The sequence below is a fragment of the uncultured Kriegella sp. genome, from assembly GCF_963975415.1.
In the GTDB taxonomy this organism is placed as follows: domain Bacteria; phylum Bacteroidota; class Bacteroidia; order Flavobacteriales; family Flavobacteriaceae; genus Kriegella.
Genome location: NZ_CAXBGN010000006.1, coordinates 340395 through 357311 on the forward strand (window position 1 = coordinate 340395; position 16917 = coordinate 357311).

Genomic DNA, 16917 nt, shown 5'->3' on the forward strand with positions numbered 1-16917 from the left:
TTTTTAAATCAGCAAAATGAAAAACAGGGTACAAAAATTATTAATGGCTTTAATAGTTGTGGCTTTTGCAACTTCATGTAAAGAGGCAAAGGAAAAAACAAATTCCGATGTTGAAAATGAGAATGTTATCGTGAATGCTGACGAAGAGATGTACAGGCCAAATTTCCACTTCACTCCGGAAAAGAATTGGATGAACGACCCCAATGGTATGTTCTTTTACAATGAGTATTATCATCTTTATTTCCAATACTACCCGGAAGGGAACAAATGGGGGCCGATGCATTGGGGGCACGCGATTAGTACCGATATGATCAGTTGGAAAGAGCAACCTATTGCTCTTTACCCCGACGAATTAGGCTATATTTTTTCGGGTAGCGCCGTAGTCGATCACAACAATTCTTCTGGTTTCGGAAAAGACGGTTCCATACCCATTGTAGCCATGTTCACCAGTCATGACCCAAAAAAGGCGAAAGAAAATAAGACCGATGTCGAAAGCCAGAGCATAGCTTATTCGTTGGATGAAGGACTCACTTGGACAAAATATAAGGGAAATCCGGTTATTGAAAACCAAGGAGATAGAGATTTTAGAGATCCTAAGGTTATATGGGACGATCTTCGGGAACAATGGGTGATGGTATTGGCCGCAGGTCAAAAAACGTTGTTTTATGCCTCTTCCGATCTTAAGGACTGGCAGTTGCTCTCCGAATTTGGCAAAGGTGTAGGTAACCATGACGGGGTATGGGAATGTCCCGATCTCTTTCCACTGCCGGTCGATGGTTCCGATGAAGTAAAATGGGTGCATTTGGTGAGTATCAATCCTGGTGGTCCGAATGGGGGAAGCGCCACACAATATTTTATTGGCGATTTTGATGGAAAACAATTTACAATGGACCCCGCTTTTGAAAAAGCGATAAATAAAAGTCATGATTTTTGGGTCGATTTTGGGCGTGACAATTACGCTGGTGTGACCTGGTCGAACGTAACCACCGCAGATGGGGGAAAACTTTTTATGGGTTGGATGTCAAATTGGGACTATGCGCAAGATGTTCCTACAGAAACATGGCGTAGTGCCATGACCATTGCACGAGAACTAAAACTGCAAAAGAACACCGACGGTTATGTGCTAACGTCCTTACCTGTGAACGAACTCGATCAGTATCGCGCTAAAAAATATAAGAAGGAGACTATTTCGGTCAATGGAGAAGTGAAATTGACCGATTCGAAAACACTTGATTTGACAAAATCGGAAATAAACTTTGCGATAGCTAATGTTGAAAATGTCGGTTTCAAGTTTACGCTTTCGAACAGTGTAGGTAACGAATTGGTGTTTGGTTATGACCCCACGGAAGAGGATTTCTTCATTGACCGTACTAAAGCAGGAAAAACTGATTTCTCTGAAAAATTTGCAAACAAAACAACTAAGGCCCCCAGAACTTCAAATAGTCCTGGACTCAGGGGAACCATACTATTGGACAAAACATCGATAGAGTTGTTTTTTGATGATGGACAGACAGTGATGACTGAAATATTTTTTCCAAATGCACCATTTGACACACTCTCGATCGAATCGAAAGACGACGGATTTATACTCGATTACTTTGAAATACATGAATTAAACTTTTAATTAAAACTCAACTATTATGAAATGGAAACTCTTATTTTATTTTTTGATCCTTGCTCCTTTTGGCCTAATGGCACAAGAAGAGGTAAAAGGCACAGTTACCTCTGCCGATGATGGCATGCCTTTGCCCGGTGCATCGGTTATAGTGGTAGGCACAACCACAGGTACTATCACTGATTTTGATGGTATCTATACCTTAGAGGATGTTCCTGACGATGCGGTACTGGTCTTTAGCTACGTTGGCTTTACGACAGTAGAAATTCCGGTAAATGGGCAATCTAAAATCGATGTAGCCTTAGCCGCCGATGCCCAACAACTGGAAGAAGTAGTATTGACAGGATATGTTACCGAGCGTAAAGTAGATTTGACAGGAGCGATAACAGTAGTTGAAATGGGTCCAGTTGAAGGTCAGAGTATGAGCTCGGGTAGCCCTGTTCAAGCGTTACAAGGAAGGGTTCCCGGACTTTTTATCGAAAAATCGGGTAATCCCTCGGGTTCGGCAAGTATACTTATTAGGGGTGCCACGACTTTAGGGGATAATAATCCCTTGTTTGTCATCGATGGGGTGCCAACAGTACGGCCTGAGGTTTTTCAAAGTATCAACCCTAGCGTAATTGAATCGGTTCAGGTATTAAAAGATGCTTCGGCATCATCGTTGTATGGGGCCCGTGCAGGTAATGGGGTTATTATCGTTACTACTAAAAATAGGGCAAAAGCTGCAGGCGGCGAGAAATTTCAGGTAAGTATTAACTCCAACCTCTCGGTTTTGTCGGAAAGACAACAGCGCTATGATATGTTGAATTCCGTACAGCGGGGCGAGGCTTTGTGGCGTGCTTCGGTAAACGATGGTGCCGACCCGAATGGTGGCTATGGTGAAATCTATAATTTTGATTGGAACAATGATTTTACCAATCCGGTACTTAATAGTGTAACCGTTCAGCCATTTGTCGGAGGTGATTCGACTGTGCCTGCCGGCGATACTGATTGGCAAGATGAAACGTATCAAGCAGGTTATGTTTACAACAACGAACTCACAGTTTCTGGAGGAACGGATAATTCCTTTCACCTGATTAACATAGGTCATCTCAAAAATACGGGAATATTAAAGAATACGGAGTATGAGAGATTTACCGCCAAATTGAATTCCAACTTTAATTTATTTGACAATAGGGTAAGGTTCGGGATCAATACGCAAATTTCTACATCCGATGAACGATTCGCTTCCCGCGATGTGGGGAGTGCCTTTGTACCCAGTTTAGCCGTTACCTTGGCGCCGACGTTGCCCGTTTATGATACCAATGGTGAGTTTGCAGGTCCCCTTGGTGCTGGATACTCCGACCGTAACAATCCAGTTTTAATGCAGTATTTGAACCGATGGGATAATACGGGCCGTACAACGATTTTTGGAAATGTGTATGGGGAGTTCGACATCAGTGACAACTTGACCTTTAGGAGTAGTGTGGGGCTCGACTACGGAGATTTTAAAAGAAGGGATATAGAACCTAAAGTTAACAATGGTTTTATTACGCGGGGAAACAACAGACTAATTGAAGACACCAACAAATTTACCAGTGTGGTATTTACCAATACGCTAAATTATAATGTTGAACTTGGTGAACATAGAATCGGTGTTCTAGTAGGTGCGGAATCTATAAAAGACGATTTTGCAAGTGTGGCGGCCCAGGCTGATGGTTTTGCGGTTGAAACGGAGTCCTTCTTTCAATTAGATGCAGCAACTGGGGCAAGAACAAATTCCGGTTCATCCACAGGAAGCCGTCTTTTATCGCAGTTCGGAAAAATTAATTATGCATTCTCAGATCGATACTTAGCTTCTTTTACACTTCGAAGGGATGGTTCTTCAAGATTCGGTGCCGATAATAGATATGGTCTATTTCCAGCGGGTACACTTGGTTGGAGAGTGAGCAATGAAGAATTTTGGCCTGAAAATGAAGTCGTCACCGACTTTAAGTTAAGGGCGGGTTATGGAGAAGTTGGCAACCAGTCCATAGGGGATGTTGCCCGTTTCGGGTTGTTTGAATCCAGATATGGACAAAATCAATTGGAAGCTACGGGAGACGATTTCTTTTTTAACACATTTTATAATGTAGGTACCGCTTATGATCTTAACGGTGGGGATACTGGAAATCTCCCATCAGGATTTGTTTCCATACAGGCAGCGAATCCGGAGTTGAAATGGGAGACCACAAAAGAGATAAACCTAGGTGTAGATTTTAGCCTTTTTAATGATCAGATTGCCGGTTCTTTCGATTACTTCACACGTGAAACAAGTGATATCCTGACCATTCCACCTATAGCCTCGGTTATTGGGGAGGGACAATTAAGAACATTGAACGGTGCTACGACCGAAACGAAAGGATGGGAGCTGGCCCTGGGGTACTCCAAAACTTTTGAGAATGGATTTTCCATAGGGGTATCAACGAATTTCGGTTCGTTTAAAGATGAGATAACGGCATTGCCAGACGAAGTGGTTTCCTCGTTTCCCGGAACATTGGAGAATTCAATAATTGGCCGATCTCAATTCTCCATTTTTGGCTACCGAACAGATGGGCTTTTTCAAAGCCAAGCAGAAGTTGACAGTCATCCAACAGGCGGCATTCAAACAGGTAATGCACGACCCGGAGGGATACGAATTGTCGATCGTGATAACAATGGAGTCATTGATGGGTCCGATAGAGATTTCTTGGGCACAACCTTGCCTGATTTGGAGTACGGTATCCGTATAGATCTATCTTACAAAAGCTTCGATTTCTCAGCTTTTGGGTCAGGGGTGGCCGGGAGAATAGGGCTTGATCCGTATATAAACTATAATAACTTCGTTCAAGGCAGGGAAAATGCCGGTTTAGGAGTTTTGAATTCTTGGACTCCCAACAATACGAATACCGATGTTCCATCATTGACATTGGTGAACAACCTACCTAATAATACCGATTACCACTATAGGAAGAACAATTATTTTAAGTTGCGAAACTTACAATTGGGGTATTCACTCCCAGGAGAGTTACTTGAAAAGTGGGGAGCACTTACAGGTTTTAGAATTTATCTACAGGGAGAGAATCTATTTTGGATGACCCCCAAGGATTACATTGGTGCAGACCCCGAACGAACCAGTATTGATGGAATACCTGTGCCAACGGTCTATTCTATAGGACTTAACTTGAACTTTTAAAAAATGAAAATCATGAAAAGCAATAAAATATATATACTAGGAATGATAGCGTCATTTCTTCTAGTTTCCTGTGGTGAGGACTTTCTCGAGTACGAGCCCGAAGGAGTGCTGTCAAACGAGAATGTGGCTACTGCAGAAAATGCCGAGTCATTGGTTGTAGCTGCTTATGCAGGTATAACAAATGATGATATGGTTGGGCCATTAACCCATATGTGGGCTTTTGGTAGTGTGCGTTCTGACGATGCCTACAAAGGTGGTGGGGGTAGAGGCGACGTAGATATCGTTGACCGATATGAGCAGTACAATTTGACTGTGGCCGATGACCCCCTAGATTGGTTCGGACCGCGAACATGGACAAACTATTATAAGGCGATTTCAAGAGCAAACTTTGCTTTGTCCGTAATCAATGAAATTCCAGATGGAGAGTATGCCGACAAGACCTTAAGGCAGGCAGAATTACGTTTTTTACGTGCACATTCACATTTTATATTGAAGTTGTTATTTAAGAAAATTCCTTATATCACAGAAGAACTGACTCAAGAAGAAGCGGCTGAGGTCAGTAATGATATAGACAATGACGCCTTATGGAATATGATAGCGGAAGACTTTCTTTTTGCGTACAATAACTTGCCCCAATCGCAAGATCAGGTGGGAAGAGCCGATAAAAATGCAGCTACGGCTTACTTGGCAAAATTACGGTTATATCAGGCGTATGAGCAGAATGACGATCATCAGGTCACCGCCATCAATTCTGGGCGGTTACAAGAGGTTATCGATTTAGCCGATGAGGTGACAGCTAGTTTAGAGCCTGATTTTGGAAATAATTATCTAGACGGTTTCGATAATGGACCGGAGTCTATCTGGGCTGCCCAATTTTCGATTAATGATGGTACTACAGTGGGTAGGGTAAGTTTTGTTACAGGATTGAACTCCCCGCACGGTACGGGTCTATATGGCTGTTGTGGTTTTCATTTGGCAAGTCAGAATATGGTAAATGCCTTTAAGACCGATGCCGACGGATTGCCCCTAATGGATACTTTTAATGATGTTGACATATTCACAACTGTAAATGCAGATGGAGAAACGCCTCCCGATGCAGGATTGACCGTTGATCCCCGATTAGATCATACCATCGGAATTCCTGGAAGACCTTTCAAGTATCGAAATATGGTAAATGAGGCCGGTGACATGGTGTATAACTTCAGTTGGGCGAGAGACCCCGGAGTATATGGTTATTTTGGAAACATGAAAGAACAGCAGGCACCTGATTGCTCCTGTTATGTGAAAGAAGGACCATTTGTTGGAACTTCTAAAAACATGGATTTTATTCGTTATGCGGATGTATTGCTGTTTAAAGCCGAGGCCCTGATTCAATTGAATCGATGGGATGAGGCTTTGCCCATAATCAACCAGATAAGAACTCGTGCGGCGGCAAGCGTGCAGCGACCTATTGATGCCGGGGCTACCGATATTTATAGTATTGGCACTTATTCATCTTTTCCTGATAAGGAATTTGCTTGGAAAGCCCTAAAGTTTGAAAGAAGATTAGAATTCGCCATGGAGGGCCATCGTTGGTTCGATTTGGTAAGATGGGGAGAAGCTGCTGAGGTATTGAATGCTTATTTAACGGAAGAAAGCACGAAACGAGACTTCTTGTCAAATGCATTGTTTACTGCTGGTAGGGATGAATACTATCCCATACCTCAGCGAGAAATCGATTTTACTGGCGGGGTTTATAAACAAAACCCTAAGTATTAGTTCCCCCTTTTTAAGATTGGTCTTGATCTGAGTGTTACTTAGAGTTGGTTTTTTGGAAGCACGGAATGGTTACCCGTGCTTTTTTAGTAAATTCAATGAAAATTTAAATAAATGAAAAAAGGATTCTTAATCGATATGGATGGGGTTATCTATAGTGGTGAAACCATGATTGAAGGGGCCGATAAATTTATCGCTACACTGCAAAAAGAAAACATACCTTTTCTGTTTATGACTAATAATAGCCAACGTACACCCTTAGATACTGTCAACAAGGTGAGTAGAATGGGTATAAATATTACCGAAGAGAATGTTTATACCAGTGCCATGGCCACGGCTTGGTTCCTGTCTTTTATGAACCCGAAGGGAACGGCTTATGTACTGGGCGAAGGCGGACTCATTACCAGTCTGCATCAACAGGGATATACCTTGGTAAATCAGAACCCCGATTTTGTTGTTGTGGGTGAGGGAAGAAATTTTACTTTGGAAATGGTAAGTAATGCGGTCGAAATGATTCTTTCCGGTTCAAAACTTATAGCGACAAATTTAGACCCTTCTCCCAAGAAAAAAGGGTGGTCTAATCTGGGTATAAAAGCTATAGTATCAATGATTGAGGAGGCAACCGGTAAAAAGGCCTTCTCCGTTGGAAAACCGAGTCCGGTAATGATGCGTGCTGCTCGTAAATCATTAGGTTTGGAAGCCCGAGAGACCATTATTATTGGTGACACCATGGATACCGATATCTTGGGGGGTGTTCAATTAGGGTACACAACTATTTTGACACTTTCGGGTGTATCTAAAAAAGGCGTGTTGGACGATTATCCTTTTAAACCAGATATGGTTATAGATTCTGTGGCTACATTAAATTTAAAACAAGCACTCGAATTACAATAGAAATTTAAAAAGGGTTCGAAGAAAGCTGATTCTCATACCCAAAAAAAATAGATAAATGAAAAACAAAATAAAAGCAGTTTGTTTTGGAGAAGTGTTATTCGATGTCTTTCCTACGCATGCAAAAATCGGCGGTGCTCCGTTGAATGTTTGCGTAAGACTACAATCTTTAGGAGCGGATGCTGCTATGTTAAGTAGTGTGGGCGAAGATCAGAATGGCATTAAAATTATCAATTATTTGAGAAACTCTGGCGTAGATACTGAAGGAATCCATATTCAAACGGAGTATGCCACTGGTGTTGTGAATGTGGTGCTCAATGATAAGGGGGTGGCTTCGTATGATATTGCCTATCCCGTAGCTTGGGATAAAATAGGACTACAAGAGTCCATGAGAGGCGTAGTTGAGGCCTCGGACGTTTTGGTATACGGAAGTTTGGTGTGTAGGGATAAAGTTTCAAGGGCAACTTTAAATGCGCTTTTAAAATGGGCCCCTTATAAAGTATTTGATGCGAATTTGAGAGCTCCGCATTATACGAAAGAAGTACTTTTAGAATTGATGGAAGCAGCTGATTTTATAAAACTCAATGATGACGAATTGTACGAGATAGCTGGTTATTTAGGGTCTAATTACAATAACATGGAACAGAACATCGCCTTTATTGCACAAGAGACACAGACCAAAACGCTATGCGTTACCAAAGGGGCTTTCGGTGCTGTTTTATATAAGAACAAGAAATTTTTTTACAATAGCGGATATCGCATTAAAGTAGTAGATACCGTGGGTTCGGGAGATTCTTTTTTGGCATCGGTTATCTATAAACTCTTCACGGGAGAAGACCCTCAGAAGGCTATAGACTATGGTTGTGCCGTAGGTGCTTTAGTAGCTGGAAGTGAAGGGGCGAACCCTGTATTGGCATCCGAGGATATTACAAAATTTATGAATCCTTAGCTTCAACTAATTTTTTGGTCAAGATATCTGCTACAATCACTTTAGCATGTATTCTCGAATTTTCGATAAACCATTTATGGGTTTCCATACCCCCGCAAATGACCCCTGCCAAGTAAAGCCCTGAAATATTGGTTTCCATGGTTTCCGGATTATAATTGGGAAGTCGTTTTGCATCATTGGAGAGTTCAATACCCAGTTTTTCTAGAAATTCAAAATTCGGTTTGTACCCTGTAAGGGCCAACACAAAATCATTTTCTAGGTTCACGACACCCTCGGGGGTGTCTATGGTAATCTCATTTTCTTTGATTTCCTTTAAGGTGGAGTGATAGTAGGCTTTGATGCTTCCTTCTTCAATACGGTTGATAATATCAGGGCGTACCCAATATTTAACGCGTTGCCCGACCTCCGCACCGCGAATGATCAAGGTGACCTCGGATCCTTTGCGCCAGCACTCCAATGCGGCATCTATGGCCGAATTGCTGGCACCGACCACGGCTAATTTCTGGCTTGCATAAAAATGTGGATCCTTGTAATAATGGGCAACTTTGGGCAGGTTTTCCCCAGGAATACCGAGTGTATTGGGTAAATCGTAAAAACCAGTAGCGACAACCACATTTAAAGTTGTATAACTACCTTTACTTGTGTTGATTTCGAAAAGAGCCTCCGATTTTTTTACGCTTTCCACTTTTTCGAACAACTGAATATTCAATTGGTTGCTGGTTACGATTCTTCGGTAATATTCAAGTGCCTCGTTGCGTTTGGGCTTGGCTTCTTTACTGATAAAAGGAATTTCATCAATTTCCAATCGTTCCGAGGAAGAGAAGAATTGCATATTCGACGGGTAGTTGAACAAAGAGTTTACAATTGGCCCTTTTTCGATAATAAGATAATTCAAGCCTTTCTTTTTGGCTTCCAGACCACAAGCAATACCAATAGGGCCTCCTCCGATGATAACAAGATCAAAATGCGTCATTATTCAGTAATTTCCTTTAGTTCGTGAATGGTTTGGGTCGGATTTTCACTCTTAAAAACAAAACTACCGGCCACCAGAACGTCTGCCCCGGCATCGGTCAAAGCCTTGGCATTCTCTGAAGTAACTCCACCATCTATCTCGATGAGGGTCTTGGTTTTTTTATGTAAAATCAGGGCTTTTAAATCACGTAGCTTATTATATGTGTTTTCAATAAACGACTGACCTCCGAATCCGGGGTTCACGCTCATCAATAATACCAGATCGATATCGCGTATCGTATCTTCCAACACATTGATGTTGGTATGTGGATTCAGGGCAACGCCTGCAGTCATTCCTTCGGCCTTTATCGCTTGCAAGGTTCGGTGCAAATGGGTGCAGGCCTCATAATGAACGGTTAGATTGTTCGCTCCAAGATCGGCAAAGGTCTTGATATAGCGATCAGGGTCAATAATCATCAAATGAACGTCCAAAGGTTTGGTGGCATGCTTGGCAATAGCCTTTACCACGGGCATTCCATATGAAATATTGGGCACGAATACACCATCCATAACATCAATATGATGCCAATCGGCCTCACTATGGTTAACGAGTTCTATATCGCGTTGTAGATTGCCGAAATCGGCAGCTAGGAGGGAGGGGGCAATTTTTGTTTTGGTGATTTTCATCTACTCTTAGTCTTTTGTACAAAAGTAAGGAAATTGCCCCTTTTTAGTGTGCAAGGTGTGAGTAAAAGACTTTATGCCTTTTGTGTTCAACCTCTAATTATTTTGGAGATACGTTTCGATCTGCCGAATCGTTGTATGCTTTTCAGATGCTGATAGCCAACTTGCCTTGAAACTATTCTTGGCTAGTTGGGCGATTTGTTTTTTGGAAAGGTTCAATGCCTGGGCAATACCTAAGTAATTCTCGTTCATATAACCCCCGAAGTATGCAGGGTCATCTGAATTTATGGTGACCAATAAATTTTTTTCCATCATTTTTACCAAGGGGTGTTCTTTGAGGTCTTGAACTACTTTCAGTTCTAGGTTTGATAACGGACATAGTGTCAGTGGTATTTGAACTTCGGCCAATTTCTTTACCAAGATGTCATCATCGAGACAACGATTGCCGTGATCTATGCGTATTACCTTGAGTAAATCAATGGCTTCCCAAATATATTCGGAAGGACCTTCCTCACCTGCATGGGCTACGGTCAAAAAACCTTCTTCGATAGCCTTGTTAAAAACTTTTTGAAATTTGGAAGGAGGATTTCCAACCTCGGAAGAATCGAGACCTACACCCGAAATCCATTTTTTGTAGGGAAGAGCTTTATCTAGGGTCTTTAAAGCGGAAGCTTCATCGAGGTGTCTTAAAAAACACATAATTAACCTAAAGCTAATACCTAGTTTTTCCTGACCGTCAAGTAAAGCACGATAAATACCATTAATTACCACATCAAAAGAAATGTCACGTTGTGTATGAGTTTGAGGGTCGAAAAAAATTTCTACATGCTTTACGTTTTGTAGATGTACCTTCGATAAGTAGGCCCAAGTCAAGTCATAAAAATCCAGTTCGTGAATCAATACACTGGCGCCTGCATAATAAATATCTAAAAATTCTTGAAGGTTGTTAAAACGATATGCCTTTTTAAGGGCATCAACACTGGAATAACTAATCTTCAAATTATTCCTGTGGGCAATCGTAAACATTAATTCGGGCTCAAAAGTACCTTCAATATGCAAATGGAGTTCTGCCTTGGGTATTCCCGCTATAAATTTTTCGATGGAAATGTCTTTCATTTTGAATGCTCCTTGAGTTTATAAATGGTAATGCAGCTACAATTTAGGCACTTTTCGACAATATACATGGGCTATAAGAGTCGCTCGCAAAAAAAATCAAAGGAGACAATCGACGGGGCTTTGGTATTTATTTTTTTCGGCAGCCTTAAACCAGATGTTTCAAACCTTCATAAACAGCAATGCCAACGGCATTCGCTAAATTTAAACTGCGAACGTGTTCGCTATAAAGTGGAATTTTGTAGAGTTCGTTTCGGTTTGATTCCGTTAGCGTGGCGGGCAGCCCGACCGATTCTTTCCCGAAGACTAGAAATTGACCATCTTTATAATTAATCGACCAGTGACTTTTCTCGGCATGGCTTGAAAAAAATACCATATTCTTGTTCTTGTGCTGTGTAAGAAAATCATCTAGATTTTCATAAATACATAAAGAGAGATGGGGCCAATAATCCAACCCCGCACGTTTTAAACGCTTGTCGTCGAGCTCAAAACCAAACGGCTTAACAAGGTGTAGCGTAGAACCTGTTGCCAATGCCAATCTGCCAATATTACCGGTATTATTGGGTATTTCGGGCGCTATAAGAACAATATTAAATGGCATAGCTATTTTTTCCTTAGTGATTTGAGATATAATTGCTCTACTTTTTCGCGGGCCCAAGGAGTTTTTCGTAAGAATTTTAAGGAAGATTTTATAGAAGGGTTACTTTTAAAACAATTGATATTTACTTGCGTTGCCAGTTCTTCCCAGCTATACTTTTGGGAGAGGTGTTCAAGTATATCAACTAATTTAATTCCATGTAATGGATTATTGGGTTGTTCTTTGGGTGCGGAATTTTTTGAGGCCATGATTTAAATATACATTTTAGATTGGTTTGAAACCATAAATGAAAAAACTCCGGTAATCAGCCGGAGTTTATTCATCAATCAAAAAACGAACAGTCATGATAACTGTTGTTAACAGTAAAATTACAATTTATATGCCGCATTTCCAATTTATGGAAACTTTAACGTATAAGTTGCGAGTCCGTTTAGCCGAGATAGGTTTTCAATATCTTGCTTCGCGAAGTATGTTTTAGTCTTCGAATTGCTTTTTCTTTGATTTGACGCACTCTTTCACGCGTAAGGTCAAAGGTTTCACCAATTTCTTCCAGAGTCATAGAGTGTTGTCCGGCCAAGCCGAAATACAAACGAATGACATCCGCTTCTCTTGGGGTCAGTGTCTCAAGAGCTCTTTCGATTTCAGTTCGTAGCGACTCGTGCAATAGGTCTTTATCAGGATTAGGAGATTCGCCACTACGAAGTACATCATAAAGGTTGGAATCTTCACCATCGATCAAAGGTGCGTCCATAGATACATGGCGTCCTGAATTTTTTATAGACTGTTTGACATCTTCAACAGTCATATCCAATTCCTTGGCAATCTCTTCAGCAGAGGGCATACGTTCATGTGCCTGCTCCAAGAAAGCGAAAGTTTTGTTTATTTTGTTGATCGAACCAATTTTGTTCAATGGTAAACGTACAATTCTTGACTGTTCCGCCAACGCCTGTAAAATAGATTGACGAATCCACCAAACGGCGTACGATATAAATTTAAATCCACGGGTTTCATCAAAACGTTGGGCTGCTTTGATCAATCCCAAGTTACCTTCGTTGATAAGGTCAGGAAGGGTTAATCCTTGGTTTTGATATTGTTTGGCTACCGATACCACAAATCGAAGGTTGGCCTTGGTCAATTTTTCAAGGGCAACTTGATCTCCTGCTTTTATTCGTTGGGCCAACTCTACCTCTTCATCCGCTGTAATTAAGTCTACTTTTCCAATTTCCTGTAGGTATTTATCCAACGAAGCGGTTTCCCTATTGGTAACCTGTTTTGTAATTTTTAACTGTCTCATTTACGGTAAATTAAATTCATGCTACATAAGCTGCATATACTTATACGTAAAAAAGATAGAAATGTTACAAATGAAATACGAAAGTTTTGTTTTTTTCGCTGGTATGGATGTTTTTAGGATATAAAAGAGCCTCAATAGGTAGTATTGAGGCTCTTTTGTATTTGATCTTTGTAAGATTAAGTTCTAATCTCTTCTTGGTTTGCGATCGCGATTGTCTCTGCGATTATCTCTGCCACCGCGGTTATCTCTTCCGCGATTGTTATCCCTTGGTGGTCTTTCAACATAACCTTCAGGTTTTGGCAATAATGCCTTTCGAGACACTTTATCTTTTCGCGTTCTAGGGTCGAGTCCGAAGTATTTCACATCGAATACATCACCCATGTTCACAACGTCAGATACATTTTCGGTACGTTCCCATGCCAATTCCGATACATGCAACAGTACTTCATTGCCTGGGGCATCCATATACTCGACTACGGCGCCGAAATCCAACATTTTGATGACTTTCACCTCATAAACGCTACCTACTTCAGGTTTGAACATCAACGAATCGATTTTGGCCAATACGGCATCGATACCATTTTGATCGGTTCCTAAAATTTCAACAATGCCTTCTTCGGTTACAGGGTCTTCATTGATTACAATGGTTGTGCCTGTTTCTTTCTGAAGTTCTTGTATTACTTTTCCACCAGGTCCTATCAAGGCTCCGATGAACTCATTAGGTATGATTCGTGTTACCATTTTTGGAGAATGCGGCTTCACATCGGCATTTGGTGCTGCAATGGTGTCGGTCAATTTTCCAAGTATGTGTATACGGCCGTCTCTGGCTTGCTTCAAGGCATTGACCAAGATTTCATAAGACAGACCTTTTACTTTGATGTCCATTTGACAGGCGGTGATACCGTCTGCCGTTCCCGTTACTTTAAAATCCATATCGCCCAAATGATCTTCATCACCTAGGATATCGGAAAGAACAGCATATTTTCCGGAATCGGCATCGGAAATCAATCCCATGGCGATACCTGAAACAGGTTTCTTTAATTGAACACCGGCATCCATCAGGGCCATAGTGCCTGAACAAACCGTTGCCATAGAGGATGAACCATTAGATTCCAGTACCTCTGAAACTACGCGAACAGTATAGGGACAATCATCGGGGACCATTCCTTTTAAGGCACGTTGTGCCAAGTTACCGTGACCAACTTCCCTACGCGATGTTCCACGAATAGGTCTAGCTTCCCCAGTTGAGAAAGGAGGGAAGTTATAATGCAAATAAAACCGTTCTTCACCTTCGTGGGAAGGCATATCGATTTGGTTCGAATCCCTTGATGTTCCTAGAGTTACGGTAGCCAGCGCCTGGGTTTCGCCACGTGTAAATATAGCGGAACCATGCGTAGAAGGCAGGTAATCGACCTCACACCAGATTGGGCGGATCTCATCGGTCTTACGACCATCTAAACGCAGCCCTTCGTTTAAGGTAAGGTCGCGAACAGCAGCTTTTTCCGCTTTATAGAAATACTTAGAGATCAAACTGCCGTATTCTTCTTGCTCTTCCTCAGTGAAACTTGCAATAACTTCTTCTTTGATGGCATCAAAGGCAGCACTTCGCTCATGCTTGGCAGAACCAGCTTGGGCAATGGCGTATACCTTATCATAGGTAAGACCATGTACTTTTTTCGCTAATTCCTCATCTTCCCGCTCACCTTCGTACTCACGGACTTCTTTTTTGCCAAAGGCCTCAGCCAATCTAAGCTGTGCCGCACATTGTACTTTAATGGCTTCGTGGGCAAATTTGATGGCCTCGGTCATTTCCTCTTCGGAAATCTCATCCATCTCTCCCTCTACCATCATAACAGAATCGGCAGAAGCACCGATCATCATGTCGATATCTGATTCTTCTAATTGTGCTCTAGTAGGGTTGATAATAAATTCACCATTAACACGGCCGACCCTTGCTTCGGAGATGGCACATTCAAATGGGAAATCGGACAACTGAATTGCAGCCGATGCAGCCAGACCGGCCATCGCATCAGGCATCACATCTTCGTCATGCGACATCAATTGTATCATCACCTGGGTTTCAGAGTGATAATCTTTTGGGAAAAGTGGACGTAAAACACGATCCACCAAACGCATGGTCAATACCTCACCATCACTGGGGCGAGCTTCTCTTTTAAAAAAACCACCAGGATATCGACCTGCAGCGGCAAATTTTTCACGGTAATCTACCGTCAATGGTAGAAAATCGACATCACTTTGTTTGTAATTGGAAACTACTGTACACAGTAGCATACATTTTCCTGATTGAACAACAACAGAACCATGGGCCTGTTTTGCCAATTTTCCGGTTTCGATAGAAATTTCCCTACCGTCGCCAAGGTCAATGACCTCTTTAAATACTTTTGGAATCATAAATTTGATTTTATCCCGAACGCTTCGGGATTGTTAAACAATGGTCTCTCCGCCATTTTTTCTGGTCGGAGCATGTGTTGTGTTGTCGTGTGACCAATGAAAAACTGTGTGCAGCTTTTTGTATGTTGCCCTGAATTTGTGACAGGGGCTTGTACGCGTATTGTGGATGCCGAAACGGCTCAGGCACTATATAAAAAGGAGGGAGCAAAGCTCCCTCCTTGTATAATTACTTTCGTATACCTAATTCTTTGATAAGCTTACGATATTTTACAATATCTTTCTTTATCATATAATCTAAAAGACTTCTTCGTTTACCTACCAAACGAACCAATGAACGTTCAGTATTAAAGTCTTTCTTATTGTTTTTAAGATGTCCGGTAAGGTGATTGATACGATGCGTGAACAATGCAATCTGTCCTTCGGTAGAACCGGTATTTTCGGCTTTACCGCCATGTTTTTTGAAGATTTCACTCTTCACTTCTTTTGTTAAATACATTCCAATATTATTTTAAATGATTTTTATGTATCTGACTGTCTTTCAATCAGGCGGCAAAGATAAGATTATTTTCTTTACGACCTAATAGGATTGTTCTGAATAAGATCAATATAAAGATTGATTTTCTTTTTAAGCTCTCCGCGATGTACAATGAAATCCAAAAAACCTTGCTCTTTTACGAACTCAGCCGTTTGGAAGCCTTCGGGCAAATCTTTTCCAGTGAAATCTTTGACAATTCGAGGGCCGGCAAAACCAATTAAGGCACCGGGCTCTGAAATGTTAATATCTCCCAGCATCGCATATGATGCCGTTGTTCCTCCTGTGGTCGGATCGGTACATAACGATATATAAGGAAGACCAGCTTCAGCCAATTGTGCTAACTTGGCCGATGTTTTGGCCAATTGCATTAGCGATAATGCAGCTTCCATCATACGGGCTCCCCCCGATTTTGAAATCATTAAAAAGGGCAGTTTCTTTTTGATGGCGTAATCGATGCCCCGGGCAATTTTTTCACCAACGACACTTCCCATCGACCCTCCGATAAAATTAAAATCCATGCAACAGATTACAATACTTTTGCCTAGACTATTGCCTACTCCCGTTCGCACGGCATCTTTAAGTCCTGTTTTTTTCTGTGCAGCCTTAAGTCTATCGACATATTTCTTGGTGTCTTCAAACTTTAAGGGGTCTTTGGATGTTAATTTTGCATCCAATTCTGTGAATTTGTTGTCATCGAACAGAATTTCAAAATACTCTTTGCTTCCAATTCTTACATGATAACCGTCTTCGGGGCTAACATAAAAGTTTTTGGCGAGTTCTTCCGACTCTACAATCTTACCGGTAGGAGATTTGTACCAAAGCCCCCTCGGCGTATCTTTTTTCTGTTCGGTGGAAGTCTGAATTCCTTTTTCCTTTCTTTTGAACCAAGACGACATATTATCCATATTAATTAGTAGGGGCTAAATT

Annotated in this window: 14 protein-coding genes; 5 read left to right on the plus strand and 9 right to left on the minus strand. The window is 41.5% G+C overall.

Annotation, left to right across the window (positions count from 1 at the left end):
• Window positions 1-16 precede the first annotated feature (16 nt).
• From AACZ88_RS15370 to AACZ88_RS15390, 5 genes are all read left to right on the plus strand, one after another.
• A complete protein-coding gene (locus AACZ88_RS15370; protein ID WP_339711926.1) occupies window positions 17-1624 on the plus strand; it encodes a glycoside hydrolase family 32 protein in 1608 nt (535 codons plus the stop codon).
• Window positions 1625-1640: 16 nt separating this feature from the next.
• The gene (locus tag AACZ88_RS15375) at window positions 1641-4808 is read left to right on the plus strand and encodes a TonB-dependent receptor (RefSeq protein ID WP_339711928.1); all 3168 of its coding nucleotides are present in this window, start codon (window positions 1641-1643) and stop codon (window positions 4806-4808) included.
• 12 nt (window positions 4809-4820) lie between these two features.
• The gene (locus AACZ88_RS15380) at window positions 4821-6566 is read left to right on the plus strand and encodes a RagB/SusD family nutrient uptake outer membrane protein (protein ID WP_339711930.1); all 1746 of its coding nucleotides are present in this window, start codon (window positions 4821-4823) and stop codon (window positions 6564-6566) included.
• A 111-nt stretch (window positions 6567-6677) separates the two neighbouring features.
• Window positions 6678-7457, plus strand: a complete 780-nt coding sequence (locus tag AACZ88_RS15385) for an HAD-IIA family hydrolase (protein WP_339711932.1) — start codon at window positions 6678-6680, stop codon at window positions 7455-7457.
• Window positions 7458-7512: 55 nt separating this feature from the next.
• On the plus strand, window positions 7513-8403 hold the full coding sequence (locus AACZ88_RS15390) for a carbohydrate kinase (RefSeq protein ID WP_339711934.1): 891 nt from the start codon (window positions 7513-7515) through the stop codon (window positions 8401-8403).
• Here AACZ88_RS15390 and AACZ88_RS15395 read toward each other — a convergent pair.
• The 9 genes from AACZ88_RS15395 to accD all read right to left on the minus strand — a co-directional run bounded on the left by AACZ88_RS15395 (window position 8390) and on the right by accD (window position 16886).
• Window positions 8390-9376: a YpdA family putative bacillithiol disulfide reductase gene (locus tag AACZ88_RS15395; protein ID WP_339711936.1), complete on the minus strand. Its 987-nt coding sequence runs from the start codon at window positions 9374-9376 to the stop codon at window positions 8390-8392. The two genes, AACZ88_RS15390 and AACZ88_RS15395, sit on opposite strands and share 14 nt — an antisense overlap.
• A complete protein-coding gene (rpe, locus tag AACZ88_RS15400; RefSeq protein ID WP_339712022.1) occupies window positions 9376-10035 on the minus strand; it encodes a ribulose-phosphate 3-epimerase in 660 nt (219 codons plus the stop codon). Before rpe ends, AACZ88_RS15395 begins: the two co-directional genes overlap by 1 nt.
• A 99-nt stretch (window positions 10036-10134) precedes the next feature.
• Window positions 10135-11154, minus strand: a complete 1020-nt coding sequence (locus tag AACZ88_RS15405; RefSeq protein ID WP_339711938.1) for an adenosine deaminase — start codon at window positions 11152-11154, stop codon at window positions 10135-10137.
• A 145-nt stretch (window positions 11155-11299) separates the two neighbouring features.
• Window positions 11300-11752 (minus strand): tRNA (cytidine(34)-2'-O)-methyltransferase, encoded by a 453-nt coding sequence (locus AACZ88_RS15410; RefSeq protein ID WP_339711940.1) that lies wholly within the window; start codon window positions 11750-11752, stop codon window positions 11300-11302.
• A gap of 2 nt (window positions 11753-11754) precedes the next feature.
• Complete coding sequence (locus tag AACZ88_RS15415) at window positions 11755-11997, minus strand: VF530 family protein (RefSeq protein ID WP_339711942.1); 243 nt, start codon at window positions 11995-11997, stop codon at window positions 11755-11757.
• Window positions 11998-12179: 182 nt separating this feature from the next.
• Entirely contained in the window at window positions 12180-13043 is an 864-nt protein-coding gene (locus AACZ88_RS15420; RefSeq protein ID WP_339711944.1) for a sigma-70 family RNA polymerase sigma factor, read from the minus strand.
• A 183-nt stretch (window positions 13044-13226) separates the two neighbouring features.
• Window positions 13227-15455: a polyribonucleotide nucleotidyltransferase gene (locus AACZ88_RS15425; protein WP_339711946.1), complete on the minus strand. Its 2229-nt coding sequence runs from the start codon at window positions 15453-15455 to the stop codon at window positions 13227-13229.
• Between the two features lie 226 nt (window positions 15456-15681).
• Window positions 15682-15951 (minus strand): 30S ribosomal protein S15, encoded by a 270-nt coding sequence (gene rpsO / locus AACZ88_RS15430; RefSeq protein WP_339711948.1) that lies wholly within the window; start codon window positions 15949-15951, stop codon window positions 15682-15684.
• A gap of 74 nt (window positions 15952-16025) precedes the next feature.
• Window positions 16026-16886 carry an acetyl-CoA carboxylase, carboxyltransferase subunit beta gene (gene accD, locus AACZ88_RS15435; protein ID WP_339712023.1) on the minus strand — a complete coding sequence of 287 codons (861 nt, stop codon included), beginning with the start codon at window positions 16884-16886 and terminating at the stop codon, window positions 16026-16028.
• Window positions 16887-16917 lie beyond the last annotated feature (31 nt).